Below are 16742 nucleotides of genomic sequence, written 5' to 3' on the forward strand. Positions count from 1 at the left end.
CCGCTTCTGTCCGGGAACGCGTCCCGCTCCGGGTCCCGGTCGGCGATGGGGCCCCGGTCGGCCCGCGTCAGTCGCGCGAGGCCGGCTTCGCCTCCGCCGCGCCCGCTTTCGGCGCGCTGCGTTTCCAGTACCACAGCGCGACATAGCGCACGATCGCCAGCAATCCGATATTGCCCAGCGCCCAGAGCTCCGGCGCATCGGGCGCGACCAGCAGGAACACCACGAAGGACGCGATGAAGGCGATGCGCAGCAGGTTGGCCACCACCAGCGACCGGAACAGCAGGATCGCGAACATCGCCGGACCCGCCGCCAGCGACAGCGTCTGAAGGATCACGAGCAGGACATAGAACAGCTCGGGCGGGACCGTCGTGAAGTTGTGGCGCAGCAGCAGGATCATGATGGCGAGGTTGCCCACCGCCGAGGCGATGGAGAAGAAGGCGATCTCCACCGGGCCGGAGCCGATGTCCCGCCGCCCCCGGTCGAGCTTGTTGAGGAAGGCCTTGATCCTGCCTTTCAAGCCGCCGCCCCCGGCCCTGGCCTCCGTCTTTTCCGCAGCCGCCCCCGGCTTCGCCGCCCCGCCGCGCCCGGTTCCCACGCGGAAGATCCGCTGGAACTGCTGGCTCTGCTCGGTGACGAAATTGAGCTTCATGATGGTGTTGAACACGGCCAGCGCGACGGGGCCGTAAAGCGCCTGGATCAGCAGGTTGATGCCGTTGGTGAAGGCCGCTTCCATGGAGTAGCTGAAATAGACCGAGCCCAGCCGCCCGGGCCGCATCCGAAGAAACACGGGCGCGCGCAGGATGCGCCCGGGCGCCGCGCGTCCCATGGTGCGCACGAATATCGCCGCGCAGAGCGCCACCCACAGCCCCGCGCCCAGCCCCAGCGCCATTTCCGGCGTGGCGCCGAGGCACAGCAGCCCGACGCCGAACAGATGCATGAAGGGCGGCTCGTAAAGCGGCGCCGGGCGGGTGCGCAGGCAGGCCCGAAGGTAGCGCCCCGCGACCACGGCGGCGGAGATCAGAACCCCGCTGAAAATCGCGATCCCGTAGGGCGCGCCCGCCGCCCAGGCCGCCGTCGCCGCCGCCATGCAGGGCGCCCACAGCACGATCCAGGTCTTGAACACCCGCGCGCGCAACGACGCGCCCTCGCGCCCGCCGGCGAGCCCCGCGGTGCGCGACAGGCGCAGCATGGTGTGATCGGCGCCGAAACGGGTGAAGACGTTGATGATCACCGCCAGGCTGAAGCCGGCGAGGTAGAGGCCGTAGGATTTCGCCTCGCCGATGCCGATCAGATAGAAGGCGCCGAAGAAGGAGACCACCGAGCTCGCGCCTCGGATGATCCCGAAGGCCAGCACGTCGCGGCGGGCGGAGGCCGCGCCGCTCATCGCGCGCCGGCCGGGCGGATGGCGTCGGGGCGGGGACGGGATATGGGGGCCATGCTGCGCAAGTCCTTGGAACCTCGGGGCCGCTGAGGGGGGCGAGGTCCGGCGTAGCGCCCGCGGCGACGCCCTGTCCAGATGGACATTTGGCGCCGCAGCAAAAGGGCGCGCCCCCCGCTCCCGCCGTCACGACGGGGGAAGGGGGCGCCAGGCGCGCGCGCACAGGATCGCGCGGGTCGGATCCGCAGGCGCGCGGCTTGCGGCGCCCGGGCGGATGCAAGGGGGGGGCGAGGCGCGCGCAGGCGGCCCGCCCGCGGGTCAGGTCGTCGCCACCGGCGTCAGCGGAGAGCCCACCGCGCCGGGCAGCCGCAGCGGCGGCGCGGTCAGGAAGAAGCGCGTCCGTCCCGCCGCCCGCAGATGCGCGGCCAGCGGCGTCAGGTGCCACAGCTCGCCCAGATGCACGCCGAGCTTGAACAGGCAGTGCTCATGCAGGGGCAGCACCGCGTGCTTGCCCTCGCCGGGGCGGGAGGGATGCCCCTCCACCGCGTAATTGTCCGCGATCAGCACCGCGGCGCCGGAATCCGTCACCCAGTTCAGCAGCTTCGCGTCGCGCCCGTCGAGCACCGCGCAGGCGTCGTGCAGGATCTCGACCGAGGGGTCGCGGTCCATCTCCAGCACCCTTTGCGCCCAGCCGGTGTGGAAGCAGACCATGTCGCCTTCCTCCACCTCCGCGCCGTCGGCCTCCATCACCCGCATCAGGTCATCGTAACCCACATAGGTCCGCGCATCGCCCAGGTGGTGGCGCAGGTCGATCATCACGCCGCGGCCCTGCACGCCGGTCGCGGCCATGTTCTCGATCCCCAGCCGGTCGGCGTGGGAGCCTTCGAAGTCCGAACAGTCATGGCCATGGGTGTTGGCGGGGGCGAAGATATGCTCCTCGGCCCGCCAGCCGTTGTAATAGACCCGCTCCGGTTCCCCGTCGCCGTCGGCGTCGAACAGGCCCCCGACATGGGCCAGCGCGTCCCACTGGGTCGAATACTGGCAATGCAGCAGCACCGCGTCGTCGGACACCACGTCGGTGAAATCCGGGCCGTTGACGTTGAGCGGCTGGTTGAACCAGGGCTGCCCCTTGGCGGTGACGGTGGCGAAGAGGCGCGGCGGGTGGCGCCGCTCGTTCAGCTTGTTCCCGCCGGGGAAATCCAGCGGCAGGGACAGGCACCAGGACCGGCCGTCATGGATCTCGGCCGCCGCGCGGCGCACCCGCTCGGGCGTCAGCAGGGCGAGGCGGCCGGTCTGGTCGTCCTCCCCGAAATCGCCCCAGGTCGAGCCCTCGGGCCGGTTCTTCCAGCGTTTCGTCATGGGGGCCTCCTCAGAACAGGGTCATCAGGCGGACATGGTCGTTGAGCGGCTCGGGCGCGCCCTCGTAGACCACCGCGCCGGTCTTGATGACCATGGCCCGGTCGGCCACGGGCAGGGACAGCTTCACGTTCTGCTCCACCATCAGGATCGAGGCGCCGAGGTCGCGGTTGATGGTCTTGATCGCCTCCATCACCCGCTCCACCAGGTTGGGCGCCAGCCCGATGGAGGGCTCGTCGAGGATCAGAACCCGCGGCCCGTGCATCAGCGCCATGCCGATGGCCAGCATCTGCTGCTGCCCGCCCGAGAAGGTGCCCGCCACCTGGCCCGCACGCTCCTTGAGGATGGGGAAGAGTGAGAACACCTGCTCCAGCCGCTCCCGCGTCCTGGCGGCGTCGGTCTCCGAGAACGCGCCCAGCTCCAGATTGTCCCGCACGGTCAGCGTCTTGAAGATGCCGTGGCCCTGCGGGACATAGGCGATGCCGTCGGCCACGTTGGCGGCGGGCGTGCGGCCGGAGATGTCGGCGCCCTCCAGCAGCACCTGTCCCTCCATCGGCCGGATCAGGCCGAAGATGGTGGACATGAGCGTGGTCTTGCCGGCGCCGTTATGGCCGAGCACCAGCAGGATCTCGCCGGCGTTCAGCGCCAGGTCCACGCCGTGCACGGCCCGTTTCTTGCCATAGCCGGAGACGAGAGCGCGGGTTTCGAGGATGGCGGTCATTTGAAATACCTCGCGGCCAGCTCGGGGTCGTTCATCAGGGCTTCCGGCGTGCCGGTCGCCATGGCGCGGCCCTCGTCGAGGAAATAGACCGTGTCGCAGAGCTCTTTGATGACATCGAGATTGTGCTCGATGATGCAGACGGTCTTTCCGTTGGCCGCGAGCTTGCGGATCACCGGGAAGATCTCCTGCAAGGTGGTCTGGTCGAGCCCGGACATGGGCTCGTCGAACAGCAGCACCTCGGCGCCGGTGGCCAGCAGGCGGGCGACGACGAGCAGCTTCTCCTCGGCGTAGGACAGGTCCTCGGCGGTTTCGTGGGCCTTCTTGTCCAGCTCCACGAAGCGCAGGATCTCCATGGCGCGGGCGGCGTTGGCGCGCTCCTCCTCCCGCACCTTCAGCGGGCGCAGGAAGACGGAGGCGAGGCTGTCGCCGGACTGGCGGGGCAGGGCGACGACGACGTTCTCGATCACCGTCATCTTGGTGAAGAGCCGCAGGTCCTGGAAGGACCGGGCGACGCCGGCGCCGACCAGCTCATGCGGCTTCTTCGCGCCGATGGCCTTGCCGTGCAGCCGGATTTCGCCGGCGGTGGGGCGCAGGAACCCCGTGAGCAGGTTGAAGGCGGTGGTCTTGCCGGCGCCGTTGGGGCCCAGCAGGCCGGTGATGCGCCCCTTCTTCAGCTCGATGGAGAAGTCGGAGATCGCGGTGATGCCCCCGAAGGTCTTCTTCAGCGCGCGGCCTTCCAGCGTGACCGAGCCGGGCTCTCCCGCGCCGCCCTCGAACAGGGCCTCGGCGTCGCCCTTGCCGCCCTCCGCGTCCACGGGCACGAACATCGCCTTCTTGCCCCGCGGTTCCGGCAGCAGGCCCTCGGGCCGGAAGCGCAGGATCACCATCAGCACCAGGCCATAGGCGATCAGGCGCAGCTTGTCGGCGATGTCCACGGGCAGGGGGGCGAATTTCAGCGCCTCGGGCAGGATCACCAGGATCGCGGCCCCGAGGATCGAGCCCCAGAGGTTCCCGGCCCCGCCCAGGATCACCATGGCGAGAATGTAGATGGTTTCGTCGATGGTGAAGCTGTCGGCGCCGACATAGGTGAAGTAGCGGGCGAAGAGCGAGCCCGCCACGGCGGCCAGCCCGGCGGAGACCGCGAAGACCGTGACCTTCATGTAGAGGATGTTCTTACCCACCGCCTGGGCCGCGGCCTCGTTCTCGCGCATGGCGCGCAGGGCCCGGCCGAAGGGGGACCGGGTCAGGCGCCGGCACACCCAGAAGCAGGCGACGGCGGCGATGGCGGCCACCACCAGGAAGGATCCGGGCGTGTCGATGCGGATCCCGAAGAAGGTGTATTGCGGGATGCCGGAGATGCCGTCGGTGCCGCCGGTCAGCCCCTTCCAGTTCAGCGCCACCTGAAGGACGATGATCTGGAGGGCGAGCGAGACCACCACCAGGTAGTGGCCCGAGACCCGCAGCGCGGGAATGGCGATCAGCGCCGACATGACCGCGGCCACGACGACCGACATGATCAGCGGGATCGGGAAGGGCAGGCCCAGCGTGCCGGCCCCGATGGCGGTGGCGTAGGCGCCCAGCGCATAGAGCGCGGCCTGGGACAGGGCGAACAGGCCGCCGAAGCCGACCAGCAGGTTGAACGAGGTCGCGAGGATCGAATAGAGGCAGAACATCGCGAGGACGTGGAGGACGTATTCCATGCTTCCAGCTCCCTCAGCGCCGCGCCATCGAGAACAGGCCCTCGGGCCTGATCAGGATCATCGCGTAAAGCACCACGAAGGCGATGGACTGCTGCCACTCGGTCGGGATCTGCCAGAGCCCGAGGCTCTCGACCAGGCCCAGCAGCATCCCCCCGGCGGCGGCGCCGCGGAGCGAGCCGACGCCCCCCACGATCACCGCCACGAAGCCCATGAAGACGGCGGCGAAGCCCATATGGGTCGAGGCGCCGTCCTTGAGCAGGATCAGCGTGGCCGGCACGGCCGAGAGCATCGAGCCGATGGCGAAGACCAGCAGCGTGATCTTGAAGGTGTCGATGCCGATGATCCGCGCCATGTCCGGGTCATCGGTCATCGCCAGGATCGCCTTGCCGTAGCGGGTGCGCCGCAGGAACAGCGCCAGCCCGCCGGCGAGGATCACGAAGGAGCCGACCTGCCACAGGTGGATCGAGGTGAAGAACACCGGCCCGAGGAAATAGATGCCGTAATCCAGGTCCACGACCCGGACGCCGGTGCCGAAGAGGATGCCCACCAGGTTCTCCAGCACGATATAGAGCCCCAGCGACGCGATCAGCGGCGCCAGCGGCGGCGCGCGGTTGACCTCCAGCGGGCGATACAGCGCGAGGTAGCTCAGCAGCCCCAGCCCCACCGCGCAGGCGATGGCGGCGATCAGGCCCAGCCAGATCGGCAGGCCGAGCCCGCCCGAAACCCCCCAGGCCACATAGGCGGCGAAGGTGAAGACCGGACCGTAGGCGAAATGCACGATGCGGGTGGTGGCGAAGATCAGTCCGAACCCGACGCCCAGCAGCGCGTAATGCGCGCCGTTGATGACGCCGTTGACGAACAGTTGCAGCAGCAGGTCCATGCGGGGAAGGCCTTCCGGAGATCGGGTCGGGGGTGGAGCGGGTCGGGGCGGGCCGGGTTGGGTCGGGCCGGGTTGGGGACGCGCGCGGTCAGGCCGCGCGGCGTCGGCAAGCGGCGCGAAGGCGCCCGGTCGGGGGAAGCAGGGGCGCCGGCGTCGCGTCGCGCGGGACGCGGCGTTCGGGGCCGGAGCCTAAGCCGGGGCCGGAGCCGGGGGGGACTGCGGAAGGGGCGCTCGGGGGGCGCCCCTTCCCTCCCGGATTTCCGGCGTGGGGTCCGGATCAGTCGCGGGAGATGTACTTGACGAACTGGCTCTCGCCGCCCTCGACCTTGAACAGGGCCACGCGCTTCTTGGCGACGCCGTTGTCCTGATAGGTCATCTCGCCGCCATAGACCGACTTGAAGGTCGGGTTGGCCTTGATCTCGGCCGACAGCTTGTCGCCCTTCCAGTAGTCGCCGCCCTTGGCCCGGGCGCGCTTGATGGCCTCGGCGAGCACGTAGACGTCCTCGTAGTAGTTGGCCGCGTAGAACTCCGGAGCCTCGCCGTAGCGCTCTTCGTAGCCGGCGGCGAAGGACTTGGCCCAGTCATCCGACGGGGTGAAGTAGTCGGAGGTGTACTCGTAGCCCTCGGAATACTTGCCGGCCACCGACTGGATGTCCTGGTTGTACTCGATGCCGATGATCGGCGCCTTCACGCCGAACTCGCGCAGCCGCTTCAGGGCCAGCCCCGGATCGGGAGAGAACAGCCACAGCGCCACCCAGTCGGGCTTCGAGGCGCGGATCTTGGCGACCTGGGTGTCGATGTTGGCGGCGCCGACCTCCATGTATTCGGTCGCCCCGATGGAGCCGCCGCCATCCTTCCACATCGGGTCGACGGCGTTGACGATGCTTTCGCCCGCGTCCGACTTCCACGCGATCTGGGCCATCTTCTCCAGCCCCAGATCCCTGGCATGAGCCGCCGCCGCGGCGCCCAGATCGGCGGCGAGCGAGCGGTTGTGGAACAGGTGCTTGGAGGCCCCGATCAGCGCCGCCGAGACGCCGCCGCCGTTGAGCAGCAGGATGCCCTTTTCGTCGGCGATCGGCGCGATGGCCAGCGTCGGCGGGGAGAACGAGGTCAGCACCGCCTGCACGCCGTGAATGTTGATCAGGCGGGTCATCGCCGACACGCCTTCCTTGGCGACGCCGGACTTGTGGTCCTCGATGATGGCTTCCATCGGGATGCCGTCGATGCCGCCGGCGGCGTTGATCTCCTCGACCGCCTGCAGGACCGCCTGGCTCATCACCTTGCCATACCAGTCGGCCTTGCCGGACATGGCGAGGATGGCGCCGAAGCGGAAGACCTCGGGGTCGTTGGGGGCGTCGGCGGCGCGGGCGGCGTGCGGGGCGGCGGAGAGGCCGCCGAGCGTCAGGGCGCCCGCGGCCAGCCAGGACATGACTGAGCGTCGTTTCATCGGTGATCCTCCCTGTCGGGCCGTCTGCGGCGGCCCCTGTCTGTCCGTATGTCGGACAATTGTCCGCATATCAGGGCGCATCCGGGCGGGGGGAGTCAACAGGAGATTTGCGCCCGCGCGCCCCTGGCAGGTTCCTGGCAGGCCCCTGAGAGACCCGCGACGCGCGTCCGCGCGCGGCGCCGAACCGCCGCGCCCTACCAGTCCATGCTGGCGGAAAGCTCCGGGGATATCTTGCGCAGAGCGGGGATCAGCGTGTCGCGCAACCGCGCAGGCTCGGCCCGGGCGGAGGAGACCGAGGCCGCCAGCCCCGCCACCACCCGGCCCCCGCGCCCCAGAATCGGCACGGCGCAGGAGCGGATGCCGATCTGCATCTCCTCGTCGATCAGGGCGCATTCCTCGGCCCGCACCCGGTCCAGTTCGGCGCGCAGGGCGGCGGGATCGACCAAGGTGCGCGGGGTCATCGCCGGCGGGGGATGGGCGTCCAGCCAGCGGTCCAGCGCGTCCGGCGACAGCCGCGCCAGCAGCACCCGCCCCACGGCCGAGCAGGCGGCGGGCAGGCGCGCGCCCACCGCCAGCCGCTCGGCGTAGATGCGGCGGACCTCGACGCGCGCGACATAGACCACGTCGCCCCCGTCCAGCACGCCGATAGAGACGGTCTCGTCCATCTCCTCGCTCAGCCGGCGCAAAAGGGCGGCGGAGGCGTCCCCCAGCCCCAGCCGTTCGAGATAGCCGTTGGAGAAGTTCAGGACCTTGGGCGTCAGCCAGAACCGCTTGCCGTCCGTATCCGCGAAGCCCCGCCCGCGCAGGGTCAGCAGCAGCCGCCGCGCGGTGCCGCGGCTCAGCCCGACGGCGGCGGCGACCTCGGTCAGGGTCAACCGGCCGCGGCGGTCGTCATGCGAGGCGTCGGCGAGCGCGCCCAGCACCTCCAGCCCGCGGGCCAGCGCCTCCACATGGTCGGGGTCTCGCCGTTTGGCGGGCGCCGCTTCGTCCTGCAAGCCGTTGATCCTCCCTCGCAAACACAAACCGCCCGCGCCTGGGGACAGGCGCGGGCGGAGGAAGGCTAGCGAGCCGTGACGCGCGCGGCAAGCGTCCGCATCGCGGACAACCGCCCGATCAGGCCGGGGCCGGGCTCATTTCAGGGTGGCGAGCATCCCGGCCATGACCTTGCCGCGCAGGGCCAGCGTGGGGACGATGAGATGCTCCGACAGCGTGTGCATCAGGTCGCCCTCCACCCCCAGCCCGTCCAGGGTCGGCACGCCCATGGCGCCGGTGAAATTGCCGTCCGAACCGCCGCCCGAGCTTTCGTGCCGGAACGCCATGCCCACGTCCTTGTGGAAGGCCTCGGCCATCTCCATCATCCGGAAGGTCTCGCCGCTCGGCTCCCATACCGGGCGGGTGACGTTGCGCTCCACCGTGAATTCGTTGGTGTTGAGCGCCAGCATCGCCTCCACCCCCTTGTCGAGATCCTCCTGCCGCTTGGCCATGGAGAGCACCTCGGCCTGGGCCTCGGACGACACGCAGTTGACCCACTGGCCGGCCTTCAGGACCGAAACCGAGAAGGTGCAGTCGGAGGTGGTCATGTCCTCGATCTGCTCGATGCGCTTGATCATCTCGCGGATCGCGGACTTGCCCTCCGACAGGCGCGCGCCGGCATGGGCGGGGCGGCCGACCGTGGCGATCTTGAAGCGCGCGATGGCGTAGCGGCCCGAGGTGACGCCGCCGCCGGAGCGGCCCGGCTCGGGCACCAGCACGTATTTGGCGCGGGCGGCCTCGGCCTCGATCAGGTCGCGGACCGACGGCGTGCCGATCTCCTCGTCCGGGGTGGCGAGGAAGGTGACGGGCAGCGGCGTCTCGATCCCCGCGGCCATCAGCTGGCGGATGGCCTCGACCGACAGGTAGGAGCCGCCCTTCATGTCGCAGATGCCGGGGCCGTAGGCCTTGTCGCCCTCGCGCCGGAAGGGGAGCTTTTCGAGCGTGCCGACCGGGTGGACGGTGTCGAAATGGCCCAGGATCAGGATGCCCGGCGCATTGGGCGTGGGGTGGGGAAAGCGGGCGCGGACGCTGTCGCCCAGGCCCATGCGGCCGGGGATGCGTTCGACCGTGGCGCCCATGACCGCGAAGTCGCGGCACAGGATGTCCATCATGCGGTTGACGGCGGCGGCGTCGAAAGTGGGGCTTTCGCATTCCACCCAGGGGCGCAGGCCGGCGAGCATCTGGTCCGCGTCGAAGGGCAGGGCGGAGATATCCATGGTTCTTGGTCCTTGTTGGTCGCGGGCCGGCCCCGATGGACGCGGGCCCCGTCAGTTCGCCGCCCCCCGCATGGCATGCGAGGGGCGGCGCGGGCCGGCCCGGGGGCCGGAAAAGACGCGCGCCCGGGGCCGCGAAGGCCCGGGGCGCGCAGGGCTCAGCCCAAGGCGGGCTCGACGCCGGCCACGGGGCGGAATGCGCCGAAATCCCAGTGTCGGCCGGGGGCGGCCTCGATCAGGGTGCGGGTGTAGTCGGTGCGCGGGTTGGCCAGAACCTCGCCGGCCGGCCCGTATTCCACCACCGCGCCGCGCTGCATCACCATGACATCGTCGCAGATCTGGGCGGCGACGCGAAGATCATGAGTGATGAACAGAATGGCGATGCCCATGCGGCTCTGGATCTCGTCCAGCAGCTTGAGCACCTGGTCCTGCACCGACACGTCGAGCGCGGAGACCGCCTCATCCGCCACCAGCAGGTCCGGGTCCATGGCCAGCGCCCGGGCGATGGCGATGCGCTGGCGCTGCCCGCCCGAGAACTGGTGCGGGAAACGGTCCACGGCCGAAGCGGGCAGGCCCACCAGCTCCAGCAGCTCCCGCGCCCGCTTCATGGCGTCGGCGCGCGAGACGCCGAAATTGGTCGGCCCCTCGATGATCGACTCGCCCACCTCGATGCGCGGGTTGAGCGACCGGAACGGGTCCTGGAAGACGATCTGCACGCGCTTGCGATGCGGCTTGAGCTGGGCCTGCGGGATGGTCGCGATCTCGGTCCCCGAAACCTGGACCGAGCCCGCCGTGGGCTCGATCAGCCGCACGATGCAGCGCGCCACGGTGGACTTGCCCGAGCCGCTCTCGCCCACGATGCCCAGCGTGCGGCCGGGCTGAAGGTTGAGCGTCACGTCCTTGGCCGCCACCGTCTCCTTCTTGCCGCCGAACAGCGTGGCGGTGGCGTAGACTTTCCGCAGGTCCTTCGTCTCCAGCGCCGGGACCGCATCCGCCAGCGCCGGGCGCGGTTCCCGCGGGATCAGCGACGGCACGGCCTTCAGCAGGTCGCGGCTGTACTGGGTCCTGGGCGTGCGCAGCAGGGCGTCGACCTTCTGCACCTCCATCACCTCGCCCAGCTTCAGCACGGTCACGTCATCGGCGATCTCGGACACCACGCCCATGTCATGGGTGATGAACAGGACCGCGGTGCCCTGCTCCTCCCGCAATTCGCGGATCAGCTTGAGGATCTGCGCCTGCGTGGTGACGTCGAGCGCGGTGGTCGGCTCGTCGGCGATCAGCAGCCGCGGCTTCAGCACCAGCGCCATGGCGATCATGATGCGCTGGCGCTGGCCGCCGGAAAGCTGGTGGGGGAAGGAGTTGTAGATCCGCGCCACGTCGGGCAGATGCACGTGCTCCATCATCTCCAGCACCCGCTTGCGGCGGTCCGAGCCGACCATGGAGGAATGCGCGTCCAGCACCTCCGCGATCTGCTGGCCGACCCGCATCACCGGGTTCAGCGCGGTCATCGGCTCCTGGAAGATCATCGCCATGTCGGTGGCGCGGAGCTGGCGCAGGCGGCGGGGGGAGGCGGTCAGCAGCTCCTCCCCGCCCAGCGAGATCGACCCGGCGATGGGCTTCAGCACCGAGGGCAGCAGCCCCATCGTGGCGAGCGAGGTCAGGGACTTGCCCGAGCCGCTCTCCCCCACCAGGCACATGGTCTCGCCGGCATGGATCTTCAGGTCGATGCCCTTGACCACCTGGGCGTCGGGATCGCCGTTCAGCGCGATGCGCAGGTCGCGGACGTCGAGGACGGGCTGGCTCATCGGTCGATCCCCCGCTTGGCCATGCGCGGGTCGAGCGCGTCGCGCACGGCGTCGCCCAGCAGGTTGATGGACAGAATGGCGACCGACAGCACCAGGCCGGGCCACAGGATGATGCCGGGGTTGATCGGGAAGTAGACCCGGCCCTCGGCCATGATGTTGCCCCAGGTCGGGGTCTCGGGATTGATGCCGGCGCCCAGGAAGGACAGGATCGCCTCCACCAGGATCGCCGAGGCGCAGATATACGTCCCCTGCACGATCAGCGGCGGCACCGTGTTGGGCAGCAGGTGACGCACCAGGATCCGCGGGGTGGAGGAGCCGAGCGAGATCGCCGCCTCCACATAGGGCTCCTCGCGCGCCGACAGCACGACCGAGCGCACGAGCCGCACCACGCGGGGCACTTCGGGGATGGTGATGGCGACCAGCACCGTCCACAGCGAGGCGCCCGACAGCGCCACGATGGCGATGGCCAGCAGGATCGAGGGGATCGCCATGAGCCCGTCGACGATGCGCATCAGGATCGCGTCGAAGCGGCGGAAGAACCCGGCGGCGAGCCCGATGACCAGCCCGATGAAGGTGGCGAAGACCGCCGCGCCGACGCCCACGATCAACGAGATCCGGGCCCCGTAGATCACGCGGGACAGCAGGTCGCGCCCATAGGCGTCGGTGCCCAGCAGGAACTCCGCGCTGGGCGGCTTGAGCCGGGTGGCGGGCGACAGCCGGATCGGGTCATGGGGCGCGATCAGCGGCGCGAAGATGGCCATGGCGACGATGAGGAACAGCATCACCGTGGCGATCGAGGTCACCGGGCCGGCGAAGAAGATGGCGCGCAGCCGCGAGGCCAGCGAAGGCCCGGCGGGCGGGGCGGAGGCGGGGGTGTCGGCCAGACCGGTCATGCGTAGCGGATCCTCGGGTCAAGCAGGACATAGGCGATGTCGATCAGCAGGTTGATCACCACGTAGACCAGCGAGGCGAGCAGGATCACCGCCTGGATCACCGGGTAGTCGCGGGCCAGCACCGCGTCCACGGTCAGCCGGCCGATGCCGGGCAGGTTGAACACGGATTCCGTGACCACCACGCCCGAGATGATCAGGGCGAAGCCGATGCCGATGACGGTGACGATGGGCACCGCGCAGTTGCGCAGCGCGTGGCGCATCAGGACGCGGCCCTCGCGCAGGCCCTTGGCCCTCGCGGTGCGCACGTAGTCCTCGCCCATCACCTCCAGCATCGAGGTGCGGGTGATGCGCGCGATCAGCGCGATATAGAGCAGGGTCAGCGTCAGCGTCGGCAGGGCGATGCGCTCGGCGAAGGGTCCGACCCCGTCGAAGATCGACTTGAAGCCTTGCACGGGCAGCCATTTCAGGTTCATCGCGAAGACCTGGATCATCACATAGGCGATCACGAAGACCGGGACCGAGAAGCCCAGCACCGAGATCGCCATGACCAGCCGGTCGATGAGGGTGCCGTGCTTCCACGCGGCGATGACGCCCAGCGGCACGGCGATGAGGATGGCCAGCACGATGGTGGTCAGGGCCAGCGACACTGTGGGTTCGAGCCGGCCCATGATCATGTCGATCACCGGGGTGCCGGACAGGATGGAGGTGCCGAAATCGCCCTGCAGCAGGCGCGACACCCAGTCGAAGAACTGGGTGTAGATCGGCTCGTTCAGCCCGAGCCGTTCACGGATGGCCTCGAGCTGTTCGGGCGTGGCGGCGTCGCCGGCGATGATCGCGGCGGGGTCGCCGGGCGACAGCCGCAGCAGCAGGAAGACGAAAAGCGCGACGAAGCCCATGACGGGGATCGCCGCCAGGATTCGTTGCGCGATGTAGCGGAGCATGTCGGGCCTCTCGGGCTGGGTCAGGGTCCGGGGGTCCTGCCGGGGCCGCGCGCGGTCGCGGTCGCGGGCTCGGGCCGGCGGGGCGCCGGTTGGCGGCGCTCGGTTATCGCGGGGCGGGCCCGTGCGGGTCGATCGCCCGGATCGGCTGCCGGGATCGCTCGTTCGGGACCGCGTTGGTCGTCCGGGTCGGCGCGCACGGGCGGTCGTCCCGCCCGCGCGGAAAATGCAGGTCCGGCCCCGCCGCGCGGGCGGGGCCGGGTCCGGATCACTCCTTGGAGATGTTCCAGAAGAACGGCGCGGGGCCGTCCAGCACGCCCTTGACCGAGGTGGTCCAGGCCGCCGGGGCGGTGAACTGGCCGCCGGGGATATACATCACCTCGTCATAGGCCAGGGCCTGAAGCTCGGCGGCGATGGCGGCCTGCTCCTCGGTGGTGCCGGCGCGGGCATAGGCGTCGCGCAGTTCCTCGGCCTTGGGCAGGTCGGGCCAGCCGAACCAGCCGCCGCCGTCCGGGCCGCGGCCGTTGACCATGTTGTTGGCGATCGGGTTGAACACGTCCGCGCCCACCCAGGTGGTGAAGAACATGTTCCAGCCGCCGTCGGCGATCGGCGCCTGGGAGGCGCGGCGGCCGACCAGCGTCTGCCAGTCCATCGCCTGCAGGTCGACGGTGAAGCCCGCGTCGCGCAGCGCCTGGGCCGCGACCACCGGCTGCGTGCGCAGGGTGCCCACGTCGGTCGGGTGCATGATCACCACCGGGGTGCCGTCATAGCCGGACTCGGCCAGCATGGCCTTGGCCTTGTCGAGGTCGTCCTTCTCCAGCACGCCCTCGGCGCCCACCGCGGTCTCCAGCGGCGTGTCGCACAGGAACATCGCCCCGCAGATCTTGTAGTAATCGGGGTTGCCGATCATCGCGTCCATGATGTCCTGCTGGTTCAGGGCCACCATCGCCGCCTGCCGGACCGCCTTGTTGTCGAACGGGGGGTGCAGGAAGTTGGGACGACCGATGGTGGTCGACCCCATCTTGTTGATCACCCGCATCTCGAGCTCGGGGTTGGTCTCGAGGATCGGCAGCAGGTCGTAGGGCGGCGATTCCCAGTAGTCGATCTCGTCCGACATCAGGGCGTTCAGCGCGGTCTGGGCGTCGGCCATCACGACCCACTCGACCCGGTCGACCTTCACCACCTTGCCGCCCGAGGCCCAGGAGGGCTCTTCGTCGCGCGGTTTGTAGTCTTCGAACTTCTCGTAGACGGTCAGCACGCCGGGCTGGAACTCGTCCTGCTTGAAGGTGAAGGGGCCGGAGCCGATCTGCTCGGCGATCGGCTCGGAGGCCGGGGTCTCCGCCAGCCGCTTGGGCATGATGAACGGCACGTTCGAGGACGGCTTGGCGATCGAGCCGGGCAGGAGGCCGTAGGGCTCCTTCAGCTTGATCTCGAAGGTCGCGTCGTCGACGGCGACCATCTCGGACACGTAGTCCATCATCTTCTGGCCCATGCCGTCGCGCTGACCCCAGCGGGCGAGCGAGGCGATGGCGTCTTCGGAGGTCACCGGGGCGCCGTCATGGAACATCAGCCCGTCGCGGAGCTTGAAGGTCCAGGTCAGCCCGTCCTCGGAAACCGAGTAGCTTTCGGCCATCTGCGGCTTGATCTCGAAATTCTCGTCGAGCGCCAGCAGGGTGTCGAAGACCATGTAGCCGTGGTTGCGGCTCATGTAGGCGGTGGTGATGATCGGGTCGAGCACGCGCAGGGCGGAGTGCATCACGACCCGCAGCGTTTCGGCCTGGGCCGGCAGGCCGACGCCCATGACGGCGGTCGCCGCCGCGGCCATCAGCGCGGCGCGCGCGCCGCGTCGGGCGGGCATGCGGGCCAGAGCCTTCATTCCATCGAGCATGAGTAGAGTCTCTCCTGTGGGTGATCCGGCCTCTGACGCATCCCCGGTCGGTCCGGACGCTCGGGCCGTTTGCTGCAACGCGAAAGAAGGTTGCGGGCGGGCCCGGATCGTTGTCAATGTCCATGCCAATGAAAACCGTCGACAAACGACATCCGACATACGCCCCTGCCTGAAAGGTTTGCACGCTAATGACCATGGCGCCTCTCGATGATGCAGCCCGCGCCGCGATCCGCGCCGCGGTTGACGCCAATTTCGCGACGCAGACCGCGTTCCTGGCCGATTTCGTTCGAATCCCCTCCCTTCGCTTCGAGGAAGGCCCGGCCCAGGACTTCATGGCCGCCGCTCTGCGGGAACGCGGCTACTCGGTCGACGACTGGAAGATCGACCTGTCCGATCTCGAGTCGCTGCGAGGGTATGGACCTATCGAGGGCGACTTCTCCCGCGCCCGCACCGTGGTCGGCTCGCACCGGCCGGAGGAGGTCCATGGCCGTTCGCTGATCCTTCAGGGCCATCTGGACGTGGTCCCCGCCGGCCCGGTGGAGATGTGGGAGACGCCGCCTTTCGACCCGGTCGTCAAGGACGGCTGGATGCATGGCCGCGGCGCCTGCGACATGAAATCGGGCACGGTCTCGGCCCTGTTCGCGCTGGACGCCCTGCGCGCCGCGGGGTTCGAGCCCGCCGCCACCGTGCATTTCCAGTCGGTGATCGAGGAGGAGTCCACCGGGCTCGGCGCGCTCTCGACCCTGCAGCGCGGCTACCGGGCCGACCTGGCCTTCATCCCCGAGCCGACCGGCTTCCGCTTCCTGCGCGCCCAGGTCGGGGTGATCTGGTTCAAGCTGAAGGTCCGCGGCAAGCCGGTGCATGTGTCGGTGGCGGGCGAAGGCGCCAACGCCATCACCGCCGCCTTCGACATGATCAACGCCGTGAAGGGCCTGGAGATCATCTGGAACGAGCGCGCCAAGGAGCATCCCAACTTCAAGGACGTGGTGCATCCGCTGAACTTCAATCCGGGCAAGATCGCGGGCGGCGACTGGGCGTCCTCGGTCCCGGCCTGGTGCGACGTGGATTGCCGCATCGGCGTGCTGCCCGGCTGGGACCTGGCCGACGCCCGGCGCGAGATCGAGGAATGCGTCACCGCTGCCGCGCGCACGCATCCGTTCCTCGCCAACTCCCCGCCCGAAGTGGTGTGGAACGGCTTCATGTCCGAAGGCTGGGTGCTGGAAGGCGCCGAGGAGCCGGAGGCCGAGTTCCGCGCCACCTGGGGCGAGGTCTTCGGCGACGAACCCCTGATCGAGAACGCCAACACCGGCCTGACCGACACCCGCTTCTATCCCTATTACGGCGTGCCGGCGGTGTGCTGGGGGCCCAAGGGCCTCAACATCCACGGCTTCGACGAAAAGGTGGACCTCGCCTCGGTCAGGAAGGCGACGGAGATGATGGCCCTGTTCATCGCCCGCTGGTGCGGGCTCAACAAGCTGGAGGGCTGAGCC

At 69.5% G+C, this 16742-nt stretch carries 13 protein-coding genes; 1 reads left to right on the forward strand and 12 read right to left on the reverse strand.

Annotation, left to right across the window (positions count from 1 at the left end):
• Positions 1 to 67 precede the first annotated feature (67 nt).
• From BLV24_RS00510 to BLV24_RS00565, 12 genes are all read right to left on the reverse strand, one after another.
• A complete protein-coding gene (locus BLV24_RS00510; RefSeq protein ID WP_092679196.1) occupies positions 68 to 1384 on the reverse strand; it encodes a hypothetical protein in 1317 nt (438 codons plus the stop codon).
• Between the two features lie 312 nt (positions 1385 to 1696).
• The gene (locus BLV24_RS00515; protein WP_092679197.1) at positions 1697 to 2737 is read right to left on the reverse strand and encodes a cyclase family protein; all 1041 of its coding nucleotides are present in this window, start codon (positions 2735 to 2737) and stop codon (positions 1697 to 1699) included.
• Positions 2738 to 2747: 10 nt separating this feature from the next.
• Entirely contained in the window at positions 2748 to 3455 is a 708-nt protein-coding gene (locus tag BLV24_RS00520) for an ABC transporter ATP-binding protein (protein WP_092679198.1), read from the reverse strand.
• Entirely contained in the window at positions 3452 to 5155 is a 1704-nt protein-coding gene (locus BLV24_RS00525; protein ID WP_092679199.1) for a branched-chain amino acid ABC transporter ATP-binding protein/permease, read from the reverse strand. Before BLV24_RS00525 ends, BLV24_RS00520 begins: the two co-directional genes overlap by 4 nt.
• Positions 5156 to 5168: 13 nt before the next feature.
• Positions 5169 to 6035, reverse strand: coding sequence for a branched-chain amino acid ABC transporter permease (locus tag BLV24_RS00530; protein ID WP_092679200.1), 867 nt, complete (start codon positions 6033 to 6035; stop codon positions 5169 to 5171).
• A gap of 277 nt (positions 6036 to 6312) precedes the next feature.
• A complete protein-coding gene (locus BLV24_RS00535) occupies positions 6313 to 7482 on the reverse strand; it encodes an ABC transporter substrate-binding protein (protein ID WP_092679201.1) in 1170 nt (389 codons plus the stop codon).
• Between the two features lie 194 nt (positions 7483 to 7676).
• Entirely contained in the window at positions 7677 to 8477 is an 801-nt protein-coding gene (locus tag BLV24_RS00540; RefSeq protein ID WP_143040176.1) for an IclR family transcriptional regulator domain-containing protein, read from the reverse strand.
• Positions 8478 to 8612: 135 nt separating this feature from the next.
• Positions 8613 to 9731, reverse strand: coding sequence for a M20/M25/M40 family metallo-hydrolase (locus BLV24_RS00545; RefSeq protein ID WP_092679203.1), 1119 nt, complete (start codon positions 9729 to 9731; stop codon positions 8613 to 8615).
• Positions 9732 to 9886: 155 nt separating this feature from the next.
• Positions 9887 to 11533 carry a dipeptide ABC transporter ATP-binding protein gene (locus tag BLV24_RS00550; RefSeq protein WP_092679204.1) on the reverse strand — a complete coding sequence of 549 codons (1647 nt, stop codon included), beginning with the start codon at positions 11531 to 11533 and terminating at the stop codon, positions 9887 to 9889.
• Positions 11530 to 12426, reverse strand: a complete 897-nt coding sequence (locus BLV24_RS00555; RefSeq protein ID WP_092679205.1) for an ABC transporter permease — start codon at positions 12424 to 12426, stop codon at positions 11530 to 11532. The genes BLV24_RS00550 and BLV24_RS00555 overlap by 4 nt, the downstream gene beginning before the upstream one ends.
• Positions 12423 to 13367, reverse strand: coding sequence for an ABC transporter permease (locus BLV24_RS00560; RefSeq protein ID WP_092679206.1), 945 nt, complete (start codon positions 13365 to 13367; stop codon positions 12423 to 12425). The genes BLV24_RS00555 and BLV24_RS00560 overlap by 4 nt, the downstream gene beginning before the upstream one ends.
• 265 nt (positions 13368 to 13632) lie before the next feature.
• The gene (locus tag BLV24_RS00565; RefSeq protein WP_245710318.1) at positions 13633 to 15252 is read right to left on the reverse strand and encodes an ABC transporter substrate-binding protein; all 1620 of its coding nucleotides are present in this window, start codon (positions 15250 to 15252) and stop codon (positions 13633 to 13635) included.
• Positions 15253 to 15446: 194 nt separating this feature from the next.
• Between BLV24_RS00565 and BLV24_RS00570 the strand changes: the two genes are divergently transcribed.
• Positions 15447 to 16739 carry an ArgE/DapE family deacylase gene (locus tag BLV24_RS00570; RefSeq protein ID WP_092680196.1) on the forward strand — a complete coding sequence of 431 codons (1293 nt, stop codon included), beginning with the start codon at positions 15447 to 15449 and terminating at the stop codon, positions 16737 to 16739.
• The last annotated feature ends 3 nt before the right edge of the window (positions 16740 to 16742 follow it).

The sequence above is a fragment of the Albimonas donghaensis genome (assembly GCF_900106695.1).
In the GTDB taxonomy this organism is placed as follows: domain Bacteria; phylum Pseudomonadota; class Alphaproteobacteria; order Rhodobacterales; family Rhodobacteraceae; genus Albimonas; species Albimonas donghaensis.